18 protein-coding genes are annotated in these 18013 nt (G+C 59.7%); 10 read left to right on the forward strand and 8 right to left on the reverse strand.

Annotation, left to right across the window (positions count from 1 at the left end; translation table 11 throughout):
* The first annotated feature begins 38 nt into the window (after positions 1–38).
* The gene (locus VWZ85_RS00115) at positions 39–1118 is read left to right on the forward strand and encodes a calcium-binding protein (RefSeq protein WP_340547601.1); all 1080 of its coding nucleotides are present in this window, start codon (positions 39–41) and stop codon (positions 1116–1118) included.
* An 87-nt stretch (positions 1119–1205) separates the two neighbouring features.
* Here the strand turns inward: VWZ85_RS00115 and VWZ85_RS00120 are convergent, their stop codons facing one another.
* The 4 genes from VWZ85_RS00120 to VWZ85_RS00135 all read right to left on the reverse strand — a co-directional run bounded on the left by VWZ85_RS00120 (position 1206) and on the right by VWZ85_RS00135 (position 5260).
* The gene (locus VWZ85_RS00120; protein ID WP_416586266.1) at positions 1206–2354 is read right to left on the reverse strand and encodes a lytic murein transglycosylase; all 1149 of its coding nucleotides are present in this window, start codon (positions 2352–2354) and stop codon (positions 1206–1208) included.
* Between the two features lie 108 nt (positions 2355–2462).
* Positions 2463–3230, reverse strand: a complete 768-nt coding sequence (locus VWZ85_RS00125; RefSeq protein WP_416539551.1) for an ATP-dependent Clp protease proteolytic subunit — start codon at positions 3228–3230, stop codon at positions 2463–2465.
* A 46-nt stretch (positions 3231–3276) separates the two neighbouring features.
* Positions 3277–4647, reverse strand: a complete 1371-nt coding sequence (locus VWZ85_RS00130; RefSeq protein ID WP_416535419.1) for a hypothetical protein — start codon at positions 4645–4647, stop codon at positions 3277–3279.
* A gap of 115 nt (positions 4648–4762) precedes the next feature.
* Positions 4763–5260, reverse strand: coding sequence for an MgtC/SapB family protein (locus tag VWZ85_RS00135; protein WP_340547605.1), 498 nt, complete (start codon positions 5258–5260; stop codon positions 4763–4765).
* A gap of 216 nt (positions 5261–5476) precedes the next feature.
* Between VWZ85_RS00135 and VWZ85_RS00140 the strand changes: the two genes are divergently transcribed.
* The 5 genes from VWZ85_RS00140 to VWZ85_RS00160 are packed head-to-tail and all read left to right on the forward strand — an operon-like array spanning position 5477 to position 9298.
* Positions 5477–6352 (forward strand): STAS domain-containing protein, encoded by an 876-nt coding sequence (locus tag VWZ85_RS00140; RefSeq protein WP_340547606.1) that lies wholly within the window; start codon positions 5477–5479, stop codon positions 6350–6352.
* A gap of 1 nt (position 6353) precedes the next feature.
* Positions 6354–6716 (forward strand): STAS domain-containing protein, encoded by a 363-nt coding sequence (locus VWZ85_RS00145; protein ID WP_416535420.1) that lies wholly within the window; start codon positions 6354–6356, stop codon positions 6714–6716.
* Complete coding sequence (locus VWZ85_RS00150; RefSeq protein ID WP_416541657.1) at positions 6713–7120, forward strand: ATP-binding protein; 408 nt, start codon at positions 6713–6715, stop codon at positions 7118–7120. The genes VWZ85_RS00145 and VWZ85_RS00150 overlap by 4 nt, the downstream gene beginning before the upstream one ends.
* Positions 7117–8130, forward strand: coding sequence for an ATP-binding protein (locus tag VWZ85_RS00155; RefSeq protein ID WP_416586270.1), 1014 nt, complete (start codon positions 7117–7119; stop codon positions 8128–8130). The genes VWZ85_RS00150 and VWZ85_RS00155 overlap by 4 nt, the downstream gene beginning before the upstream one ends.
* Positions 8131–8134: 4 nt before the next feature.
* Positions 8135–9298, forward strand: coding sequence for a sensor histidine kinase (locus tag VWZ85_RS00160; protein ID WP_416544946.1), 1164 nt, complete (start codon positions 8135–8137; stop codon positions 9296–9298).
* On the opposite strand, the gene VWZ85_RS00165 is transcribed toward VWZ85_RS00160, so the two are convergent.
* Together VWZ85_RS00165 and VWZ85_RS00170 are read right to left on the reverse strand one after the other, a co-directional pair.
* On the reverse strand, positions 9290–10417 hold the full coding sequence (locus tag VWZ85_RS00165; protein WP_416586272.1) for an amidohydrolase: 1128 nt from the start codon (positions 10415–10417) through the stop codon (positions 9290–9292). The two genes, VWZ85_RS00160 and VWZ85_RS00165, sit on opposite strands and share 9 nt — an antisense overlap.
* Positions 10410–11435 carry a pyridoxal-phosphate dependent enzyme gene (locus VWZ85_RS00170; RefSeq protein WP_416586275.1) on the reverse strand — a complete coding sequence of 342 codons (1026 nt, stop codon included), beginning with the start codon at positions 11433–11435 and terminating at the stop codon, positions 10410–10412. The genes VWZ85_RS00165 and VWZ85_RS00170 overlap by 8 nt, the downstream gene beginning before the upstream one ends.
* A gap of 84 nt (positions 11436–11519) precedes the next feature.
* Between VWZ85_RS00170 and VWZ85_RS00175 the strand changes: the two genes are divergently transcribed.
* Positions 11520–11993 (forward strand): Lrp/AsnC family transcriptional regulator, encoded by a 474-nt coding sequence (locus VWZ85_RS00175; protein ID WP_340547613.1) that lies wholly within the window; start codon positions 11520–11522, stop codon positions 11991–11993.
* A gap of 94 nt (positions 11994–12087) precedes the next feature.
* Complete coding sequence (locus tag VWZ85_RS00180; protein ID WP_416586276.1) at positions 12088–13329, forward strand: lytic murein transglycosylase; 1242 nt, start codon at positions 12088–12090, stop codon at positions 13327–13329.
* A gap of 6 nt (positions 13330–13335) precedes the next feature.
* On the opposite strand, the gene VWZ85_RS00185 is transcribed toward VWZ85_RS00180, so the two are convergent.
* Positions 13336–14445 carry an NAD-dependent epimerase/dehydratase family protein gene (locus VWZ85_RS00185; protein ID WP_416586279.1) on the reverse strand — a complete coding sequence of 370 codons (1110 nt, stop codon included), beginning with the start codon at positions 14443–14445 and terminating at the stop codon, positions 13336–13338.
* Positions 14446–14775: 330 nt separating this feature from the next.
* Between VWZ85_RS00185 and paaZ the strand changes: the two genes are divergently transcribed.
* Together paaZ and VWZ85_RS00195 are read left to right on the forward strand one after the other, a co-directional pair.
* Positions 14776–16899: a phenylacetic acid degradation bifunctional protein PaaZ gene (paaZ, locus tag VWZ85_RS00190; RefSeq protein WP_416586282.1), complete on the forward strand. Its 2124-nt coding sequence runs from the start codon at positions 14776–14778 to the stop codon at positions 16897–16899.
* A 31-nt stretch (positions 16900–16930) separates the two neighbouring features.
* A complete protein-coding gene (locus tag VWZ85_RS00195; protein WP_416544958.1) occupies positions 16931–17512 on the forward strand; it encodes a flavoprotein in 582 nt (193 codons plus the stop codon).
* Between the two features lie 59 nt (positions 17513–17571).
* On the opposite strand, the gene VWZ85_RS00200 is transcribed toward VWZ85_RS00195, so the two are convergent.
* Positions 17572–18012: a hypothetical protein gene (locus tag VWZ85_RS00200; protein ID WP_416586284.1), complete on the reverse strand. Its 441-nt coding sequence runs from the start codon at positions 18010–18012 to the stop codon at positions 17572–17574.
* Position 18013: the final 1 nt, after the last annotated feature.

Here is an 18013-nt window from a genome sequence, read left to right on the forward strand (position 1 = left end):
GGTCGCGTTTTTTTGCGATACTGGAGTGATGAGTAAAGATGCCGAACGCAGTATTGAATGATATTCTGGAACTGGAAGAGTGGCTCGAGTACGTTGGTGGTACGCTCGCCTATAGTGGTAATGCCGATTTGCTTGCAGCATTCAACGCGAGCAATGTGACGCAGCTGACTGTTGGAGAATTTCTGATTATCATCGACGCGGCCGAGCAGGCGATTTTGTCGATCAACTGGCAGGATCTGATCAATCAGATCGCGGAGCTGCTAAACACGCCATTTATCTCTGACCAGCTTACGGCCGCAGAAAAACAGGCCATTCTTGACGCTGTGGCGATGATTGAACCCTCGGATATTACCGAGGGGTTTGACCTGTTGCGCGCCGAGTTTGCAGGTATCAATAGCGGGACTCTTGTTGTAGATGCTATGAATATCGCGGGCGGTGAAACGCCCGTTGGAACTGAAGCCGATGATATCCTCACCGGTACTATCGGCAGCGATGAGGTCGCTCTGTCGGCTGGCGATGATGTCTTCATCGCGGGGCAGGGAGATATCGGTGACGACACTATCCGTGGCGGGTCCGGTGATGATACGATCAACGGAGGATCCGGCCAGGATGTTCTATTCGGTGGTAGCGGAGCAGATCTTCTGCGCGGTGGTTGGGGGTCGGACCTGCTTAAGGGCGGACGTCAGGCGGATGTTCTGAACGGTGCGCAAGGCCATGATACGATATACGGTGAAGGCGGTGCCGACAGGCTGGATGGTGGATCGGGTAACGATCGGCTGGTAGGCGGTTCTGGCCATGATACCATATTGGGTGGAGCAGGTATCGATCGGTTGTTCGGCGGCAATGGAAACGATCTTTTGATCGGTGGCGCGCAAGCGGATTACTTCATTTTTCGTGGTAATTTTGGCGATGATACGGTCCGTGATTTTGCTGCGGGAAGTGATGCAGAAAAAATTGATCTGCGAGCTGTCGTCGAAATTTCGGATCTCTCGGATCTTCGTGACAACCATCTGACGCAGGACGGCAATAACGCCGTGATTGCGGATGGTCTTGGGAACACGATCACCCTTCTCGGGGTCGATATCGGCGACCTCGATGCCGGTGATTTTATATTCTGACAATATGCGGCTTCGGCGGTGCATCTACGTTCTGCCGCCGAAGCACATCCCGACTGGCTGCGCACATGCCTGCGAGCTGGCGATATCCTAACCCAAATCGCGCAGCAGTGCCTGGGATGGGGTGCCGTCCGCTGGCAGGCCGCGGCTGCGTTGGTAGGCACGAATGGCTTCTTCGCTGTTCGGTCCGATGACACCATCTGCACCGCCTGTGTCAAAGCCCTTTGCCGTGAGGCGCTTCTGCAGCTGGATGCGATCATCCTTGGTTAGACCATTGGCATCGGGCGGAAAGCTGCTGCGCAACGGCCCCGCACCGCCGATACGATCAGCGAGGTGGCCGACGCCAATCGCGTAGGCGTCAGAGTTGTTATAGCGCTTGATCGCGCGGAAGTTGCTGGTGACGGCAAATCTTGGACCGCCTGCCTGCGGCTGGATGATTGTGCCACTGGTTGGCGCAGAACCGACCACCTCCCGGCCCCAACGCTGACCCCGTGTCCAGCCGTTGCGGGCCAGATAGGCCGCTGTTGAGGCCAGAGCATCGCTGGGGTCATCCGACCAGATGTCGCGGCGGCCGTCGCCGGTGAAATCGACGGCAAAGGCCTGATAGGATGTGGGAATGAACTGTGTATGCCCCATGGCACCGGCCCAGCTGCCGGTCATGCGGGCTGCCGAGATGTCACCATTCTGCAAGATTCTCAGGGCAGCGATCAGCTGTTTCTCAAAAAACGCTCCGCGCCGACCGTCGAATGCCAGGGTTGATGTTGCTGAGATGACCGGCACGTCGCCCCGGCGCTCTCCGAAGAAGCTCTCCAGACCCCAGATTGCGGCAATGATTTCGGCATCGACGCCATAGGTCTGCTCCAGCGCGTTGAGCGTATTGCGGTGGCGTGCATAGGCCGCGCGTCCTTTGTTCACCCGTTCGTCCGAGGCGGCAATCGAGAGATAGTCTTCGAGGCTGCGCTTGAACTCGGTCTGGTTGCGGTCGCGTTTGATGACACCTGGCAGATAGCCTGCGCTGCGAAAGGCGGTGCTGAGCGTGCTGTTGCTGATCCCTGAAGCCGCAGCGCGTTGGCGGAACTCTGCGACCCAGGCGTCGTAGGCTGCGTTTGGTACCGGGCGAAGATCGTCAGGCAGACCGCTGGCCCTGCCTGACGTCCCGCTACTGGTCGTGCCACCGCTGCAAGCCCCGAGGCCAAGCGCCATAAGTCCAATTCCGAAACCGCGTCGTGAAATGCTCATCTGCCTGCCTGCTGGTTATTCATTTGGGACAACACTAGCGGATCATCGACGCCCTGCAAGGTTTCGACGGCGATAATTTGCCAGCCCAACCGCTGGAAAAAGGCATGCCTACCCTTGGCTTTCAGGCTCGCTCGCGAGCCGGTAGGTCGCGCGCTCGGCGGGGGTCAGCAAATAGATTTCATCCCATGGCGTCACCAGCGCATGGCGCATGATCAATGGATCCACCCCCATGTCCTGAAGGTACTCCATGACCTCGCCTTGGCCGCGCTGGATCTGCTCCACCGCGACAAACGCCGGGAGCACCGTGTTCTGCCCAAAATAATGCTGATGTACACCGATCATCGCATCCGGATCAGCATGTCGCGTGACACCTGCGGCCAGAATATAGGGGCAGGCCGAGAGGCATATGTCGCTGGCGGTCATCACGGTGGCGATCTCCCGCGCACGCAATGCGCGACCGATTTCAAGCGCGTCGTAAACTGACCCGCCCGGGCTGTTGAGGTACGTCTCTGTCGGGAGGCGTTCCAGAGCGTCGAGATAGGCAACGACCCGTGCGGCGTCGCCTTCGGCGATCCGCCCTGTAAGTGTCAATACCGGCTCACCCTCCCATTCTGGGGTTGCGATGTCCAATCGGTCCGGCATGTCCCGAGTGTCGGGTAGCGGTCTGCTGCCCGGCGCTGGGGCGCGATCCGGCAGTTGATCGGGCGTATACCGCCGTGTTTGGTCGCCCGGACCAATCGGTGCTGTCAGGGCGGGTGCCGATGATGGCCACGCCAGCTGCGGGACGATCTTTGCGAGATCTGTGCCCAGCAATACGGCAGCGAACCCAAATTGCGCCGCCAGCACCCAGCGCAGCACACGCCAGGTTTCCGGCAACCGTCTGCGCCTTGTCGCTGCCAAGTCCTGCTGATGGTCTGCCCGGTCAGTCGGCACGGCGTTTATCGTCCAGATTGGCTATATCCGATGCTGAGCTGCCAGAGGTCACATCTGGGGTCGGAGTGGGGTGGGCAGGGGTGATTGATGCAGCCCGGTCGAGAGAGGTGTCGATATCGCGGATGGCTGCAACGGCGGCCCGCAACTCGGCCAGCGTCATGGTGTCTTCGGTTGCTGCGCCTTCGCGTCCGGCGCGGATAGCAGCCTGTGTGATGGCGATAATCAGAACCAGGACGGCCGGAAGCAGATCAATCGCGATAGCGCCGGCCCAGGAAGGCACAAAGTTCCCCGCATATAGGATAACCGCATCAGCTGCGGAGACCGGCGTATATGTGGTATCGCGCGGGGGCGTCATGCCCAATACGGCGGCAGCAGCAGCGCCCAGCCCGTCGGCGCGCTGCGCCAGCACACGTCGGACGCTGTCGATGGTGGCTTGCTGGCCCTGCCGCGTGGCGGCATCCGATCCGTCCAGCTCGGGGGTGACGACGCTATCGGAGAGATCCCGCGCCGCGCGCTGCACCAGAGGGGCAACCGATAGCTGTCGCAACTGGGTGATCACATTTGCCAGACGAACCGCTTCCTCGGAAAACTGCACCGACCGTTGCGCGACCGGCCCTTGTTCCACCGTCAGGGCACGCATACGCGACAGGATCGCGTTGCCTTCATCAAAGGCGGATTCGACCAGCGGTTGCTGGCTGGTGATCTGGGTTTCTAGCGCTGCAAGCTCATCTGATTTCTGACGGAGCAACCGGAAGACCGCGCCCTGACCGGCAAAACCGGACAATTGACCGGTTGCTTCCTGCTCGGACAGGTCGACGAAGGTCTGGCGCACCCGCGCGACGTCACGGGCAAGGCTCTGGCCGCTCTGGGTGATTTCATCCGCACGTTCCAGGGCTGTCTGGTAGTCCTGAACAGTTACTGCCAGATGCTGTTCAACCGCGGCTGCACCGGCGAGCGCTGCGGCGTTGAGCCAGGACGACATGGCGATTATCGCGAGCGAACCGAGCGCCATTGACAGCACAAGGCCAATGCGGGCGGCCGCCGTGCGTACGGTTGGAACTAGCCGCATCATATAGGACCAGAACACGAAAATCCCGACCGAGACCGCAACCGAATAGGCGAGCGCCGCAATCACCGAGAACGCGCCGGTATCATCCAGCAACGAAGAAACCCCAAGATAGGTGTAGATACCCGAGGCGACAGCCAGCACGCCAAGAGCGGTGCCGGTGATGCTGTCGAGCCAGCTGAGGTGATTTTCGAGATCGCGAGCATTTTGCGCGGCGCGTGCCTCGCTGCGGCTCAGCCCGGAGGTATGGCCGCTTGTGCGGTCCGAGGGCTGACCGGGGTGCCGAGTGGTCATTCGCAGTGCTCCCTTTTGCTTGCTTCAAGATATGGTGCAGGGGAGAAGATGCAATTGCCGCTCGCGTCAGATCGGTGATTTGGTGCAGTATTTGCGCCAGCCCGGTCGGCAGTGGTCAGTTATCGTCTTGCGAGTCATCCTTGGCATTGTCGAGATCTGGCCGGTGCTGTTGCGCCCAATCCACGATCGTCAGGATGAGAAACGACAGCACCGCAACCGCTGTGGCTTCGGCAAGGAAGCCAAAACCAACCGCAATCCCCACCACGCCGACAACCCATATTGCGGCACCGCTCCCTACACCGCGAAGTCTGCCCGCTTCTGTCGTAGACATAACGGCACCAGCACCAAGAAACCCGATGCCGCCGACGATACCCTGAATGGTTCGTGACGGATCAATGGCTGCGGTCCCCTCTTCAGCGGCTGCGGCGAGGTTAAGCGTCAGTATGGTCAAGGCACAGCAGCCCAGGCAGATCAGCATATAGGCTCGCGCGCCCAGAGGTTTGTGCTTTATCTCGCGGTCCAGTCCGATCAGCAGCCCCAGAGCGACGGCAAGACAACAGCGCAGAAGAAAGCTGTCGAAGGCGATCATAGCGGCTGTTTGCGGCGCGGACATGTTTTGCCTTTTTTGTGGAGCGACAGATCATGGGGTGTGTCGGGATATGATCATAGTCTTCTATCCTCACAGAAAAAAAGGAAAATTTCCACTGCCGTCTCAGTTATTGCAAAATATCTATGTTTACAGACCGGGGAAGGGAGCGCTATCAATCGACCAATTCAGCGGAGCTTCCGGGTCGTCAGATACCGGGTCCCCAGCCCAAACGAGGTAGAGATGACCGAAACCGCTACTGAAACTGTACTCACTATCTTGCAGCATGATTTTGAAGAGATTGTCAGCGCCTGGATCACGACCCAGAGCGATGAAGGTGTGCAGCGGACCGATCTATTCAGCCATAAAGAGGGGCGCGAGCAGACCAGTGGCCTGATGCGCGCGTTGATCTCGGGGATCGAAAACGGTGCAACCGGTGATCGATTTGATCTCTCCAGCGACGCCTGGGCAGAGCTGCGCAGCGTGCTGGTCGAAGTCACCCAGGAGCGCAGTTCACGGGGTGTGACGCCCAGTGATATGGCCTCGTTTGTGCTGGCGCTCAAAGCGCCGATTTTTTACCGGTTGAAAGATAAACTCGCCGATTTTCCCAGCCAGCTTGTCGAAGAAATCTGGTTCATCAGCCGGGTGATTGATGCCTTTGCGGTCTATTGCGCCGAAGTGTTCATCGCCGAGCGGGATCGTATCATCGAACAGCAGCGCGACCAGATGCAGGAGCTGTCCACGCCTGTGGTCGAACTATGGGACAAGGTGCTGACGCTGCCTCTGATCGGGACGATGGATTCAGCGCGCGCGCAGGAGGTGATGGAGAACCTGCTGGAAACCATTTTACGTCGTGAGGCGGAAGTGGTGATCGTTGATCTGACCGGCGTGCAGACTGTCGATACCCAGGTGGCTCAGCATATGCTGCGTATGGCAGCGGCTGTGCGGCTGATGGGCGCGCAATGTATTATCAGCGGCATCAGCCCGACCATTGCCCAGACGATGGTGCAGCTGGGCGTTGATGTCGGTGAAGTGACCACCCGCTCGACCATTCGCAACGGGTTGGCAGATGCGTTGGATCGGGTCGGCTACGCGATCGTCAAAAAGAAGGACCACTGACATGTCTGCGGCATCGGCCATCTACTTTGTCGAAGGTGTGCTGCTGGTGGCAATCCAGGAAGATATTTCGGATACCGATATTCTGGATCTGCAGGAAGCGCTTTCCGAACGTGTGGTGGCTGATGCGGCTCGGGCTGTTGTGATGGACATCAGCGCATTGGAGATTGTCGATACATTTGTTGGCCGTATTCTGGCGCAGCTGGCCGGTGTCTCCAAGCTGCTGGATGCGCAGACTTATGTCGTGGGTATGCGTCCGGCGGTCGCGATGACCCTGGTTGAGCTGGGTATGGATCTTTCTGAAAGCAAGACCGCGCTGAGTCTCACACATGCCTTGCGTGATCTGCGGGCGCAGAGCCGGGGATGATGCCCACGGATGGTGTTCTGGTTGGCGTATGTGCGCTGATTAGGGACCGTGACGTTATTCATGTGCGCCGAATGGCTGGCCGAGAGATGGAACGACGCGGTGCACGCGCGGGTCAGAAAACCCGATTTGTCACAGCGGTCAGCGAGATTGCAAGAAATGTTATCATGCACGGTGGCGGCGGCGAAGCGCGTATCTATATGCACAGTGACCCCACCGCAATCAGCGTGGTGTGTATCGACAATGGACCTGGTATCGCTGATCTGGACGCGGCGCTCAGGGACGGGTTCAGCACCGCAGGCAGTATGGGGCGCGGTCTTGGCGGTGCGCAGCGTTTGGCTGATGTGTTCGACGTCGTGACCGAATATGGTAGAGGAACACGCGTGACAATGATGGCTCGCATATGACCCACTGGCTGCCCCTTGCCGATCCAAGCGATGTTTCGGTCTGTCGTCGCACGGCACGTCAGCTGGCGCAGACGGCCGGGTTTTCACGCGCCCGGATTGAGGAAATCGCAATTGTTGCCAGCGAGGCGGCGACCAATGTTTTGCGCTATGCCAAGCGCGGTCGCTGCCTGATGCAGGTCATGCCGGGGGTCGAGGGCCCGCGTCTGGCGCTGATCGTTGTCGATCAGGGGCCGGGGATCGACAGTCTGGAAAAGATGATGCGGGACGGTATCAGCAGCGAGGATTCGGCGGGGCTTGGTCTTGGCGCCATGCAGCGCCTGTCGGACCATTTCGATATCTATTCGACCCGCGACGAAGGCACGGTGGTCGCCTGTGAGTTCCGGCAGACACCCTATCGACCTGCCGCGATGGAGGTTGTGGGGCTTTTGGTGACACATCCGGCGGAAACGCGCTGCGGGGACGGCTGGGATCTGGCCTGTGTACGTCACAATGCGCGGTCGGACGGGCGGCTGGATCTGATCCTCTGTGATGGTCTAGGCCATGGACATCGCGCTGCTGACGCCGCCGATGCCGTGGTGCATGGGTTTGCCCAGAGGCGAGGCCGGACCCCCGCGACAACGCTGACAGATATTTCAGATGAAATCGCCGCCACACGCGGGGCGGTTGCGGCCTGTGTCGCCGTGGCTGCGGACGGTCGGCGCATGTCCTACGCCGCCGTTGGAAATATCGCGACAATCCGCGCCCGACTGGGCGAAACCAAGCGATTTGCGACCCGTGACGGTCGTCTTGGTGCCGGTCCGGTTGCGCCGTTTTCGGACGAGATCGACCTGTTGCCCGGTGATACGGTTATCTTGCACAGTGACGGTCTTCTGACTTTACGAGACCTGCACGAAAAACCCGCTTTGCTGATGCGTTCAGCCTTGCTGATTGCGGGGAAACTTATGGCTGAGAACTTCCGTGGACGCGACGACGCGGGTCTGGCGGTCATCAAAATCGCGAAAGAGAGCTAACCTCGTGTCTACGGCATTGATAACGGTGAAAATCGACACGGAACAGGATGTTCTGAGGCTGCGATTTATTGCGATGGCGATTACCAAAGCGCTGCATTTCGGCACGTTTGCCCAAACGCGGGCGGTAACGGCCCTGCTTGAGGCTGCGCGCAACGCACAGCAGCATGCCAGCGGCGGGCGGGTTCGGCTCGGCCTGAGGGACGAAAGCAACAAGGTGGCGCTACGGGCCACCATCACGGATCAGGGGCCGGGGATAGAGGGACTTGATGATATCATGCGCGGACGGCGCGCCGCAGCAGCGTCAGCCCGGGCGGGTCTGGGGCTGGGGTTGCGCGGTCTGTCACGCCTCGCGGATCATCATTCGGTGCGCAGCAACCCGGAGGGTACGGAGATAGAGCTGCTGTTTCTCAGCCCGTTGAGAAGCAATGAGATGAGCGAGGCGACGCAGGCCGCGACAGAGGCCATCAGCAAGATACGCGGCGCAGATCCGACCGCAGAATTGGCGGAGCAGAACCGTATGTTGCTTGAGGCACTGACGGAGCGTGATCTCCTGATGAAGGAAGTGCATCACCGCACCGGCAACAATCTGGCCTTGATCGGTGCCCTTATCCGAATGAGTCGACGTGGGGCCGAGTCTGAGGAGACGATTTCTGTGCTGTCCGATCTGGAGGCACGTGTTCAATCCGTCATCCGGGTGCATGAGCAGTTGCAGCGCTCCGCGCGGGTCGATCACTTGCAGGCATTGCCTTTCCTGCGGGAGGTTGCGGCCAATGCCGAAGGGGCGTTCAACTCAGAGGCCCTGAAGGTGGCGGTCGCAGTTCGCGGCGATGACATCGAAATCCCGAGCTCGATGGCGATTGACCTGGGCCTTCTGGCGGGCGAGTTGCTGACAAATGCCTACAAGCACGCTTTTGTCGGGCGGGATCATGGGGAAATCCTGATCGAACTGACAGAGCAGGACGAGGCATTGCAGCTGGTGATTGCTGATGATGGGCATGGTTTGGCTGAGGGTGATGCCAGGCCCGAGCGGTCCGGGTCGCTCGGTTGGCGGATGATCCGCAGCATGGTTGGGAAATATGCGGGCACGACGGAGGTGGATGGCTCCAATGGCATGCGGGTTGTGTTTACCTTGCCGTTTGAGCCGAGCAATAGCAGCGGATTATCCTGAGCGGGCCAAGTCGCACCAATAGGAGACGCCCCCGTCGATGGCATCATCGTTGAAATCATACCCGGGATTGTGCAACGGCATGGCGTGAGGGCCCTCCGTGCCATTGCCCATCAGGACAAATGCCCCGGGCCGATGTTGCAGGAACGCGGCGAAATCCTCCGAAAACCCGACACGCCCGTAAGCGGGGTCAACGCTGCCGACCCGTCCAGCCGCAGCCACGGCACGCGCTGTGGCCTCCGGCTCATTGACCAGAGGCTGAAACGACGTGGAGTAGTCCACTTCGCAGACGGCCCCATGTGCCATGGAGATCCCATTGGCAATGGCCCGCATCCTCTCTTCGATCCTGGCAGAGACATCTGCCTCAAAACCACGACAATCCCCTGATATTACGACGTTACTCGCCAGAATATTGCGCGCACCATCGGTTTCAAAATCCGTGACGGAGACAACGCAATGATCCAGGGCAGAAACGGAGCGCGAAGTAATGGTCTGCAGCTGGGTCACGATTGCGGCCCCGGTCACAATCGGATCAATCGCTTTTTCAGGCATCGAGGCGTGGCCGCCGCGCCCAGTAATCCTAATTTCAAAGTTATCTTCAAAGGCACAGAACGGGCCGGCCTGGGTTGCGAACTGGCCGATTGGCAGCCCCGGCATATTGTGCAGTCCGTAGATCCGGCTGATGTCAAAGCGGTCGAACAGACCATCGGCAATCATCGCGGCCGCGCCTGTGCCGTTCTCCTCATCTGGTTGAAACAGAAAATGGACGGTGCGGTCGAATGTTGGGTCAGCTGCAAGGCGAAGGGCAGCGCCCAGGAGCATCGTGCTATGCCCGTCATGACCGCAGCCATGAAATCGCCCGGGCGTTCGCGAGCGATAGGAGAGGTTCGTGGCTTCCTCAATCGGGAGCGCATCCATATCAGCACGCAGTGCAACCCCCGTGGTGTCCCCGCCGCGTCGGAGCGTGGCGACAACCCCCGTCCCGCCGATCCCGCGAGTGACCTGCAATCCTGCCGTTTCCAGGACCTTCGCAATCGCATCGGAGGTGCGGTTCAGGTCAAACCCGGTCTCCGGGTGCATATGGAGATCGCGACGAAAGGCGACAAGATCCAGATCAGGCATCTTCGACCCTGCCTTCTGATAGGATCACCAATGGGCGCATCTCAGGGTATGTGCCAACCTTGATGTCATGCAAAAGGGCGGTTAGGCCTGCTGTTCCCGACGGGGTGCTGGGGATTCCGAGGTCTGCGGCGGCATCAACGCCGCTGAGAGCGGCCCTATCGGAAATAGTGGAATAGCGATCAGCGGTCTTTGACAGAATCTCATAGGCAAGCATTGAGGGTGTCTTGCAGTCGAGCCGCCCCATATTGGAGACCGGACCCTCAACCGTCACAATCTCGCCCGCCCGCGCGCTATGCTGAAGACAGGGCGCGGCATCCGGCTCAACAACGATGATTTCAGGCTGAACTTCCCAGTTTGCACGGATCATATAAGCTATAGCACCGGCCAGACCGCCGACGCCGGCCTGCAAATAGACATGGGTCGGCCATTGACCAGAGCGTGCAAAACTGTCGCGCATTTCCTGTGCAATGACCGTATAGCCCTCCATCACCAGTCGGGGTGGCTCGGTGTAGCCGGGCCAGGAACCATCTGCGAGATGAACTGCGCCACTTTCTGCGGCATCCTTGATAGCCGCTGCAATGCTCTCTTCGTAGGTGGCGCCGGAGCGTATCACCTCAGACCCTTTTGCTCGGAGCCGCTGCACGAAATCCTCAGGTACAGTCTCGGCCAGGTGGATCCGGCATTTAGCGCCAAAAAGACGTGCCCCGGCGGCGACGGCCATGCCATGGTTCCCGGCACTGGCGCAGACGAAGGTAACCCCTGAAGCAGCGGCCCGCCCGCGATCACTGGCCAGATCCGCCGCTGTCAGACCGGTTTCGCGTATCAGCAACTGCGCTACCGCATAGACACCGCCCATCGCCTTGAAGGCCCCAAGACCCATTCTGTTGGTTTCATCCTTGATCCACACCTGCTGACCGTCGACCTCGTGCTGGAGAAGCGGCGAGGGGCGATAGGCCGGGCAGGCGGTCAGCATCTGCTGAGGCTGGGCGGGGTCGAGCGTGACATTGATCTTGTTCATGGGGCCAGTCTAGGAAAGGTTGTTGCTGTATTCCGATCAAATTTGGGTACATTACGAGAAATTCTTGCATCATGAGGGGCAAGTATGGGGGAAAGACTCGACAAGGCTGATGTGACTCTGCTGACACTCCTGCAGCGCAATACACGGCTTGGGCTGGAATCACTTGCGGTTCAGGCAGGGTTGTCTGCGGCCTCGGTTCAGCGGCGGCTGAAATCACTGCGCGAGCGCAGGGTGATCACCGGTGAGATCGCGCTTGTCGATCCAGCCAAGGTTGGTATGCCCATGACATTTGTGGTGATGGTCGAGCTGGAGCGTGAGCGCCTCGATCAGATCGACGCGTTCACCCGCCGGGCCGGATCCGAACCGATGGTCCAGCAGTGCTACTATCTGACCGGCGAAGCGGACTTCTGTTTGATTTGCACCGCATCTGATATGGAGGCCTTTGAAGAACTGACCAAACGATTGTTTTTCGAAGACTCAAATGTGCGACGGTTCCGGACCTCGGTTGTAATGGGGCGCAAGAAAGTCAGCCTTGAAGTTCCGGTCTCCGCCGGATGAAATGACCACTGGCGGCTGCGGGCGTCTGACGAGTTCCGACGGCAATAGGGCAGCCTGTTGCGCGTTCATTTTGCGATTGGCGGGAGGGTTGAGCGTGGTGGCTCGTTTACTGTGTTTTCTGTTTTGTTGCGTGCTCCCCTTGGGGGCCGCATCGGCTATGGATCGTGCAGAGGTTGAGGGCCAGTTTCAGCGCTGGCTGCTGCAGGAGATATGGCCCGAGGCACAGGCTGCCGACGTTCGACGGACGACCTTCGATACTGCGTTTTCCGGGGTGAAACTAAACTGGGATCTGCCGGATCTGGTCCTCCCGGGCACTAAGGCCAACCCTCCCCGTCGCCAGCGTCAGGCGGAATTTGGCGCGCCGGGGCGCTACTTCAATCGCGGCTCTGTTGACGGTGCGACGTCGGTCGGACGCCGGATGGCGAAGCGACATGCAGCTGCCCTGCAACAGACCGAACGCCGTACCGGAGTACCGGGGCGGATTATTCTGGCGATCTGGGGGCGCGAGAGCGGCTATGGTCAGGTGAAGATCCCTCACAATGTGTTTGAGGTGTTGGGCACCAAGGGCTTCATGAGCCGCCGCGCTCCCTATTTTCGCCAGGAATTGATTGCAGCCCTGCAGATCGCCGAGGCCGGTCATGCGCCGGGCAATGTGATGAAGAGCAGCTGGGCTGGCGCATTGGGCCAGCCTCAGTTCATGCCTTCCAGTTTTCTCAAGTTTGCCGAAGACGGCGACGGCGATGGTCGTGCTGATATTTGGCGTTCCGAGGCAGATACAATTGCGTCTATCGGTGGTTATCTGGCGCGCCATGGCTGGGACAAATCGCGAGACTGGGGGTTTGAGGTTTCCCTGCCGGATGCGGTTTCATGTGCCCTAGAAGGCCCGGATCAGGGGCAAACCATCCGTGACTGGGAAGAGCTGGGTGTCCGGCGCAGTTCTGGACGGCCTTTTCCGCAGCATGAACAAGACGGCGTTGCCTATCTGATGCTGCCCGCTGGGCGGAATGGTCCCGCGTTTCTGGTCACCCCGAACTTTTATGTGCTGAAAGACTACAACAAGAGCGACCTCTATGCGCTTTTTGTGGGGCATGTCGGTGACCGCATTCAGTTTGGCGTCGGAGATTTCCAAGGTCAATGGGGACAGGTCGACAACATGTTGCGATCTGACGTCGCGGCGATGCAGCGCGGGCTGGAGCGACTTGGCCATGACGTCGGCGGCGCCGACGGGCTCGCGGGGTTCAAGACCCGTCGTTCGATCGGCCGCTGGCAAGAGGCGGCTGGGCGGCGGGCCACATGTTTCCCGACCTCAGCGATGCGGTCTGATCTTGCCCGGTGATAGCCGCTACCGGTTGGTAGCCCCTGTCGGATGCGCGTCGGCGGTAACCTTGCCGAAGTCTGGATGGTCATGACGATCCAACCAGTGAAAGAAGCTGGCGATCATAGCTGCCAACCCGTGCCGTGGCACTGCAAGACTGTCGCGTCTGGTGAAGTCAAACTGCGTCGGCGGCACGGGATCTGTCCCCTTGGGGACAGCGGTTGGCAAGGCACCAACTGGAACAAATTTGGCGATTTCGCTGTAGATTTCGGTCCATTGCCAACTTCTGGCGACTGCGAAATAACGTCCCTCGGACCCCGGTTTTTGCAAGGCGGCCAGACAGAGCGCTGCCAGATCGGACGGATGGATCAGCGACATGGACCCCTTTGGCGTCTGATGATGCCAAGGATGCGCCCCGAACGCCATCTGACGGAGGCGCCCCAGAATATGCCCTTGATCATGGCAGGGCAGAACACCGGGTCCGACGATCATCCCTGACAGCAAGATGATCAGACGCAGATCCCGGTCCTGTGCAAGGCGCGCCGCCGCAACTTCCATTGCCGTTTTCTGTGCGGCGATGAATTTCCGCTGCTGGATTTGAAGCTCGAAATCGGAGTGGTGTCGCAGTTCATTTTTGATCCGGGGCGCGTTCTCTGGCTCGACGGATGCCGTGCTCGACAGTAGGACGATATCGGAAATACCGCTCAGATGTGCTGCTTCGATCAGATTGTGACAGGCTGATTGTGCGGGTATTACGCAATGCTCCAGGCCCGTTTCCCGATCCAGGTCACCCGCAGCAGTCCCATCAGGCGCTTTGCGGATGGAGGGCAGGCAGGCGATCACCAATGCGTCGGCACCATCAAGCGCGGGGGCAAAACTCTCAGGATCAGCAGTATTTGCTGAGACTAGTCGGAGCCGCTCCTTGGCACCGGGCAGGGCCATCAGGTGAATGGTTTTTGAGCTGTCCGTCGCATCTCGCAGTGTACCGGTCACGCGCCAACCGAGTGCAAGGGCTGCGCGGGTAATATGCGCGCCTGCAAGACCGGAGGCGCCTGCGACACAGATATGCCGGGGACCTGTCGGCCTGCTGGGGATGGTTGTCTCCTGCGTGTATCGAGAGGCTCCGGTTCCGGTCATTGCCTGTTCCCTCGGATTAATAGGTAGATTATGGCGGCGCTTGTTTAAGCCTGCGCAGGCTGGCAGCGGGCGGTCAAAATTGCACATCGAAAATCCTGAGGCTTCCCCTCGGCGCGTTTTGGAACCCCGTTGATCAAGCCGGCTGCCCAGGTCTGCCTCAGAAATCCTGAGGCGCTGTTTTCGAACTTTCGATTGGATGTGGCACCGGCTTTGGCTGAGACCTTAGGACGGAATGACCGGACTTTCCTGATGCAGATCGGATGAGCCATATGGCGTCCTGCTGTCAGGTAGCCGGAAACTCCCGCGATGCAGCAGCAAGAGGGCTTTGACTTGACAGATCATGTAGAACGACCCCGTTTTCTTCAAAGTCTGGTTGCGGATAAATGGGAGCATCTCCCGGGTGAGACACTGAGCCTTGCCAATGCTGCGACCGATCGACCGAATGCGATCCTGTCCTTCAGTGCTGATGACGGGCGAGAGGCGGTCGACTATGCACGTGCGATTGGCGGGCCGGCGCTGCGCGCCATGGGATTCCACGATCGCGCGCAACGGCTGCGGTCCCTAGCACGGGTTCTGAACGACAGCCGCGCAGGGCTATATCGTGAGAGCCTGACGATCGGCGCGACGCGGCACGATTGCCTGCTGGACGTCGACGCTGGCATTGCGCGTCTTGCGGCGCTGGCAGGTCAGGCGCTGAAATCCCTGCCCAATGCCCCTGTGCTGCATCTTGAAGATGCTATCGGACCGGCCGGCGCAACCGGTCGACAACAGATATTGGCCCCGCTTGCTGGCGTTGCCGTGCATATCACCGCGTTGGATAGCCCCGTATCGGGGCTGCTGGAGCAGATCGCGCCCGCGCTGATCGCCGGTGTGCCCTGCATCATCTGCCCTGATCCCGCCACCGCCTGTGTGAGCGAACGTCTGGTAAAACTGATCCATCAGAGCCAAACGCTGCCAACTGGCGCAGTGCAGTTGCTCTATTGTCCGCCCCTCGGGGTGTTGGAGTATCTGGCCGCAGGTGATGCGGTCAGCTTTGCCGGAGGGCGCGACGTCGCCCGGAAGTTGCGACAGCACCCAGGGATTGCCGCAGGTCTGGTACGCTTTCAATCCTGTGAGACAGGTCTGTCTGCGGCGATTCTAGGCAGTGATGTCGCACCCGGGAGCCCGGAATTTGAGTTCTTCCTCCGCGAGATCCGCAGCGAATTGATCCTGCGGGCGGGTCAACGGCGTCACGCGGTGCGTCGCATTCTGCTGCCGCGCTACCGCGAGGATGAAGTGGTGGAGCGTTTGGTCGAAACCCTATCCGAGATCGCTATTGGACAGCCGGATGACCCCGCTACGCAGATGGGCCCATTGGTGTCGCGGGCGCATCTGAAGACGGCTCAGAACGCGCTTGCCGAGCTGCGCCGCGCCGCCGATGTGGTATCCGGTCCTATCCTCGCGGCGGCACCGGAAGGGGGGGCATTTCTCGCACCAGTGCTGCTGCATTGTCGCCAGCCTGCCCAGTCCTCTGTCATCCACGAGACATTTGTGCAGGGGCCGGTTGCAACCGTGATGGCCTATGACAGCCTATGTGATGCGATTGCCCTGGCCAATCTGGCGCCCTGCTCGCGGTTCTCGACCGTCTTCACCAATGACAGTCCGCTGGCGCAGGAGGCTGCCGCCTGTCTGACCTCCGCAGAAGGCCAGGTCAGAATTTGCGGCAGCGAAATGGCGCGTCAGGCATTGGAGCTGTCAACCGATCCAACCGTTCCGCGTCTCTTTTCCGCTACGCATCACAGTCAGGTCTGCGGTTCCGAGGATATTCGCCGCGCAGTTGCGGCCTATATGATGCGGACAGAAATTCACGCACCGCCGCAGTTGCTGACGGCGTTGACGGGGCGTTGGGTCGAGGGCGCTGAAACCAGACGCAATGGTCACCCGTTCCGCAAGTCACTGGAAACATTGCGCATCGGCGACCAGCTAATCACCGAGACAAGAAAGATCACCGAACAGGATGTTGAGCAGTTTGCCCATTTTACCGGTGATGTCTTCTACGCTCATATGGACCGGGAGGCCGCGCGTGCGCATCCGTTTTTTGACGACCGTGTGGCGCATGGCCAGCTGGTCGTTTCCTTTGCGAATGGGCTGCTTGTCGATCCGGCACCGGGCCCGGTCTTGGCCAATATTGGTTCCGACAACCTGCGCTTTCATGCGCCGGTATATTTTGGCGACTGCCTGCATGTTCGCGTGACCTGCAAGGAGATCACGCCGCGTGCCTCTGCGCCTTTTGGCGATGTGCGATGGGATTGCTGTGTGCTGAATGCCTGCGGTGCGGTCGTGGCGCGCTTTGATCTGCTGACGCTGGTGATGAAGACCTGGCCGCCTGTTCCGCAGGAGAGGACCGGCACCGCGGCGGTGGCTGTTGTCGCATCGGATAGGCCAGAGGCGTCTGTCACACAGCCCGCTGAATAATCAGACATTCAACTGAGATAGGATATTTTCGATGACGAACACCGAGATCGACACCCCGTCACGCCCGCGCATTCTGATTGGCGTTACCGGCTCTCTGGATGCCACAATGCTGCCGCTCTATCTGCGAGCAATCAAAAATGAGATCGACTGTGAACTGAGCGCGCTGTTCACTCCGACAGCGACGAAATTTGTAAACATGGACGCGGTTGCACTGTTCCTTGATCGGGTGATCAGCGGCGATAACCCGAAGGACTGGCCGACAGACAAGCCGGGGCGTATTGTAGCGGATCATGACATTCTCGCCATCCTGCCGACTACAGCGAACACGCTTTCGGCGATTGCGCACGGGTCCTCGCAGAACCGGCTAACCACCGTTGTCCTTGCGGCGACTTTCCCGGTTCTGCTCTTTCCTGTGATGGGTGGCCCCATGTGGGAAAAACCCGCGGTCCGCCGGAACGTGATGCAATTGCGCGAGGACGGTTATGAGGTTTTTGAGCCGGTATGGCGCGAGAACTACGATCCCTTGCTAAAGATCCAGCATGGGCATCATTCGCTCCCTGATCCGGAGCAGGTGGTGCAGATTCTGCAAAGCCGTTTGCCTTCGGCGGGTTAGCCCGCAGCATGTAATCTGAGGTGATACGGTGCAGCACCTGCTGCGCCGTTTGGTGCCTGTCAGGGAGCTTTGATCAACAGCGTTTTGACAAACATGCCTCCCCCCGGTCGCCCCAGAACGCGATGGTCCTGCGCCCGCAGCGAGACGGTGATCTCATGCGTCCCGCTTGGCAGATGCCCGATTACGATATGAGGCTGGTAGGCGGTTACGATCTTCTCAGCGCCCAGATGGACATGGGCATGGCCGCGGGCCAAAGCCTTGGCCTCGCTGAAGCAAAGATCGGTAAACACGAAATTCTCAACCTCGATTTTCAGATGCCAGCCATCGACTGGCGTGTAGCTCGCTGTAACATCAAGCTTGGGTAGCGGGTGATCGTCTGGCAGGGTGGCGAAGAGTGCTGCCGGCAGCTCGTCGATCATCGCCACAAGAGGCAGACCGGCGCAAATGGCAATCAGCGGAGCCGAGGCGAGCATGCTGACGCTGAAGACGAATTTCAACATC

The organism is Phaeobacter sp. JH20_29 (genome assembly GCF_048056175.1).
Taxonomy (GTDB): domain Bacteria; phylum Pseudomonadota; class Alphaproteobacteria; order Rhodobacterales; family Rhodobacteraceae; genus Phaeobacter; species Phaeobacter bryozoorum.

Coding starts and splice junctions, on each gene's coding strand:
- VWZ85_RS00185 (WP_416586279.1), bottom strand. CDS start 14,445: ATGACCGGAACCGGAGCCTCTCGATACACGCAGGAGACAACCATCCCC.
- VWZ85_RS00195 (WP_416544958.1), top strand. CDS start 16,931: ATGACGAACACCGAGATCGACACCCCGTCACGCCCGCGCATTCTGATT.
- VWZ85_RS00145 (WP_416535420.1), top strand. CDS start 6,354: ATGTCTGCGGCATCGGCCATCTACTTTGTCGAAGGTGTGCTGCTGGTG.
- VWZ85_RS00155 (WP_416586270.1), top strand. CDS start 7,117: ATGACCCACTGGCTGCCCCTTGCCGATCCAAGCGATGTTTCGGTCTGT.
- VWZ85_RS00135 (WP_340547605.1), bottom strand. CDS start 5,260: ATGTCCGCGCCGCAAACAGCCGCTATGATCGCCTTCGACAGCTTTCTT.
- VWZ85_RS00115 (WP_340547601.1), top strand. CDS start 39: ATGCCGAACGCAGTATTGAATGATATTCTGGAACTGGAAGAGTGGCTC.
- VWZ85_RS00170 (WP_416586275.1), bottom strand. CDS start 11,435: ATGAACAAGATCAATGTCACGCTCGACCCCGCCCAGCCTCAGCAGATG.
- VWZ85_RS00150 (WP_416541657.1), top strand. CDS start 6,713: ATGATGCCCACGGATGGTGTTCTGGTTGGCGTATGTGCGCTGATTAGG.
- VWZ85_RS00175 (WP_340547613.1), top strand. CDS start 11,520: ATGGGGGAAAGACTCGACAAGGCTGATGTGACTCTGCTGACACTCCTG.
- VWZ85_RS00140 (WP_340547606.1), top strand. CDS start 5,477: ATGACCGAAACCGCTACTGAAACTGTACTCACTATCTTGCAGCATGAT.
- VWZ85_RS00200 (WP_416586284.1), bottom strand. CDS start 18,012: ATGTTGAAATTCGTCTTCAGCGTCAGCATGCTCGCCTCGGCTCCGCTG.
- VWZ85_RS00165 (WP_416586272.1), bottom strand. CDS start 10,417: ATGCCTGATCTGGATCTTGTCGCCTTTCGTCGCGATCTCCATATGCAC.
- VWZ85_RS00130 (WP_416535419.1), bottom strand. CDS start 4,647: ATGACCACTCGGCACCCCGGTCAGCCCTCGGACCGCACAAGCGGCCAT.
- VWZ85_RS00120 (WP_416586266.1), bottom strand. CDS start 2,354: ATGAGCATTTCACGACGCGGTTTCGGAATTGGACTTATGGCGCTTGGC.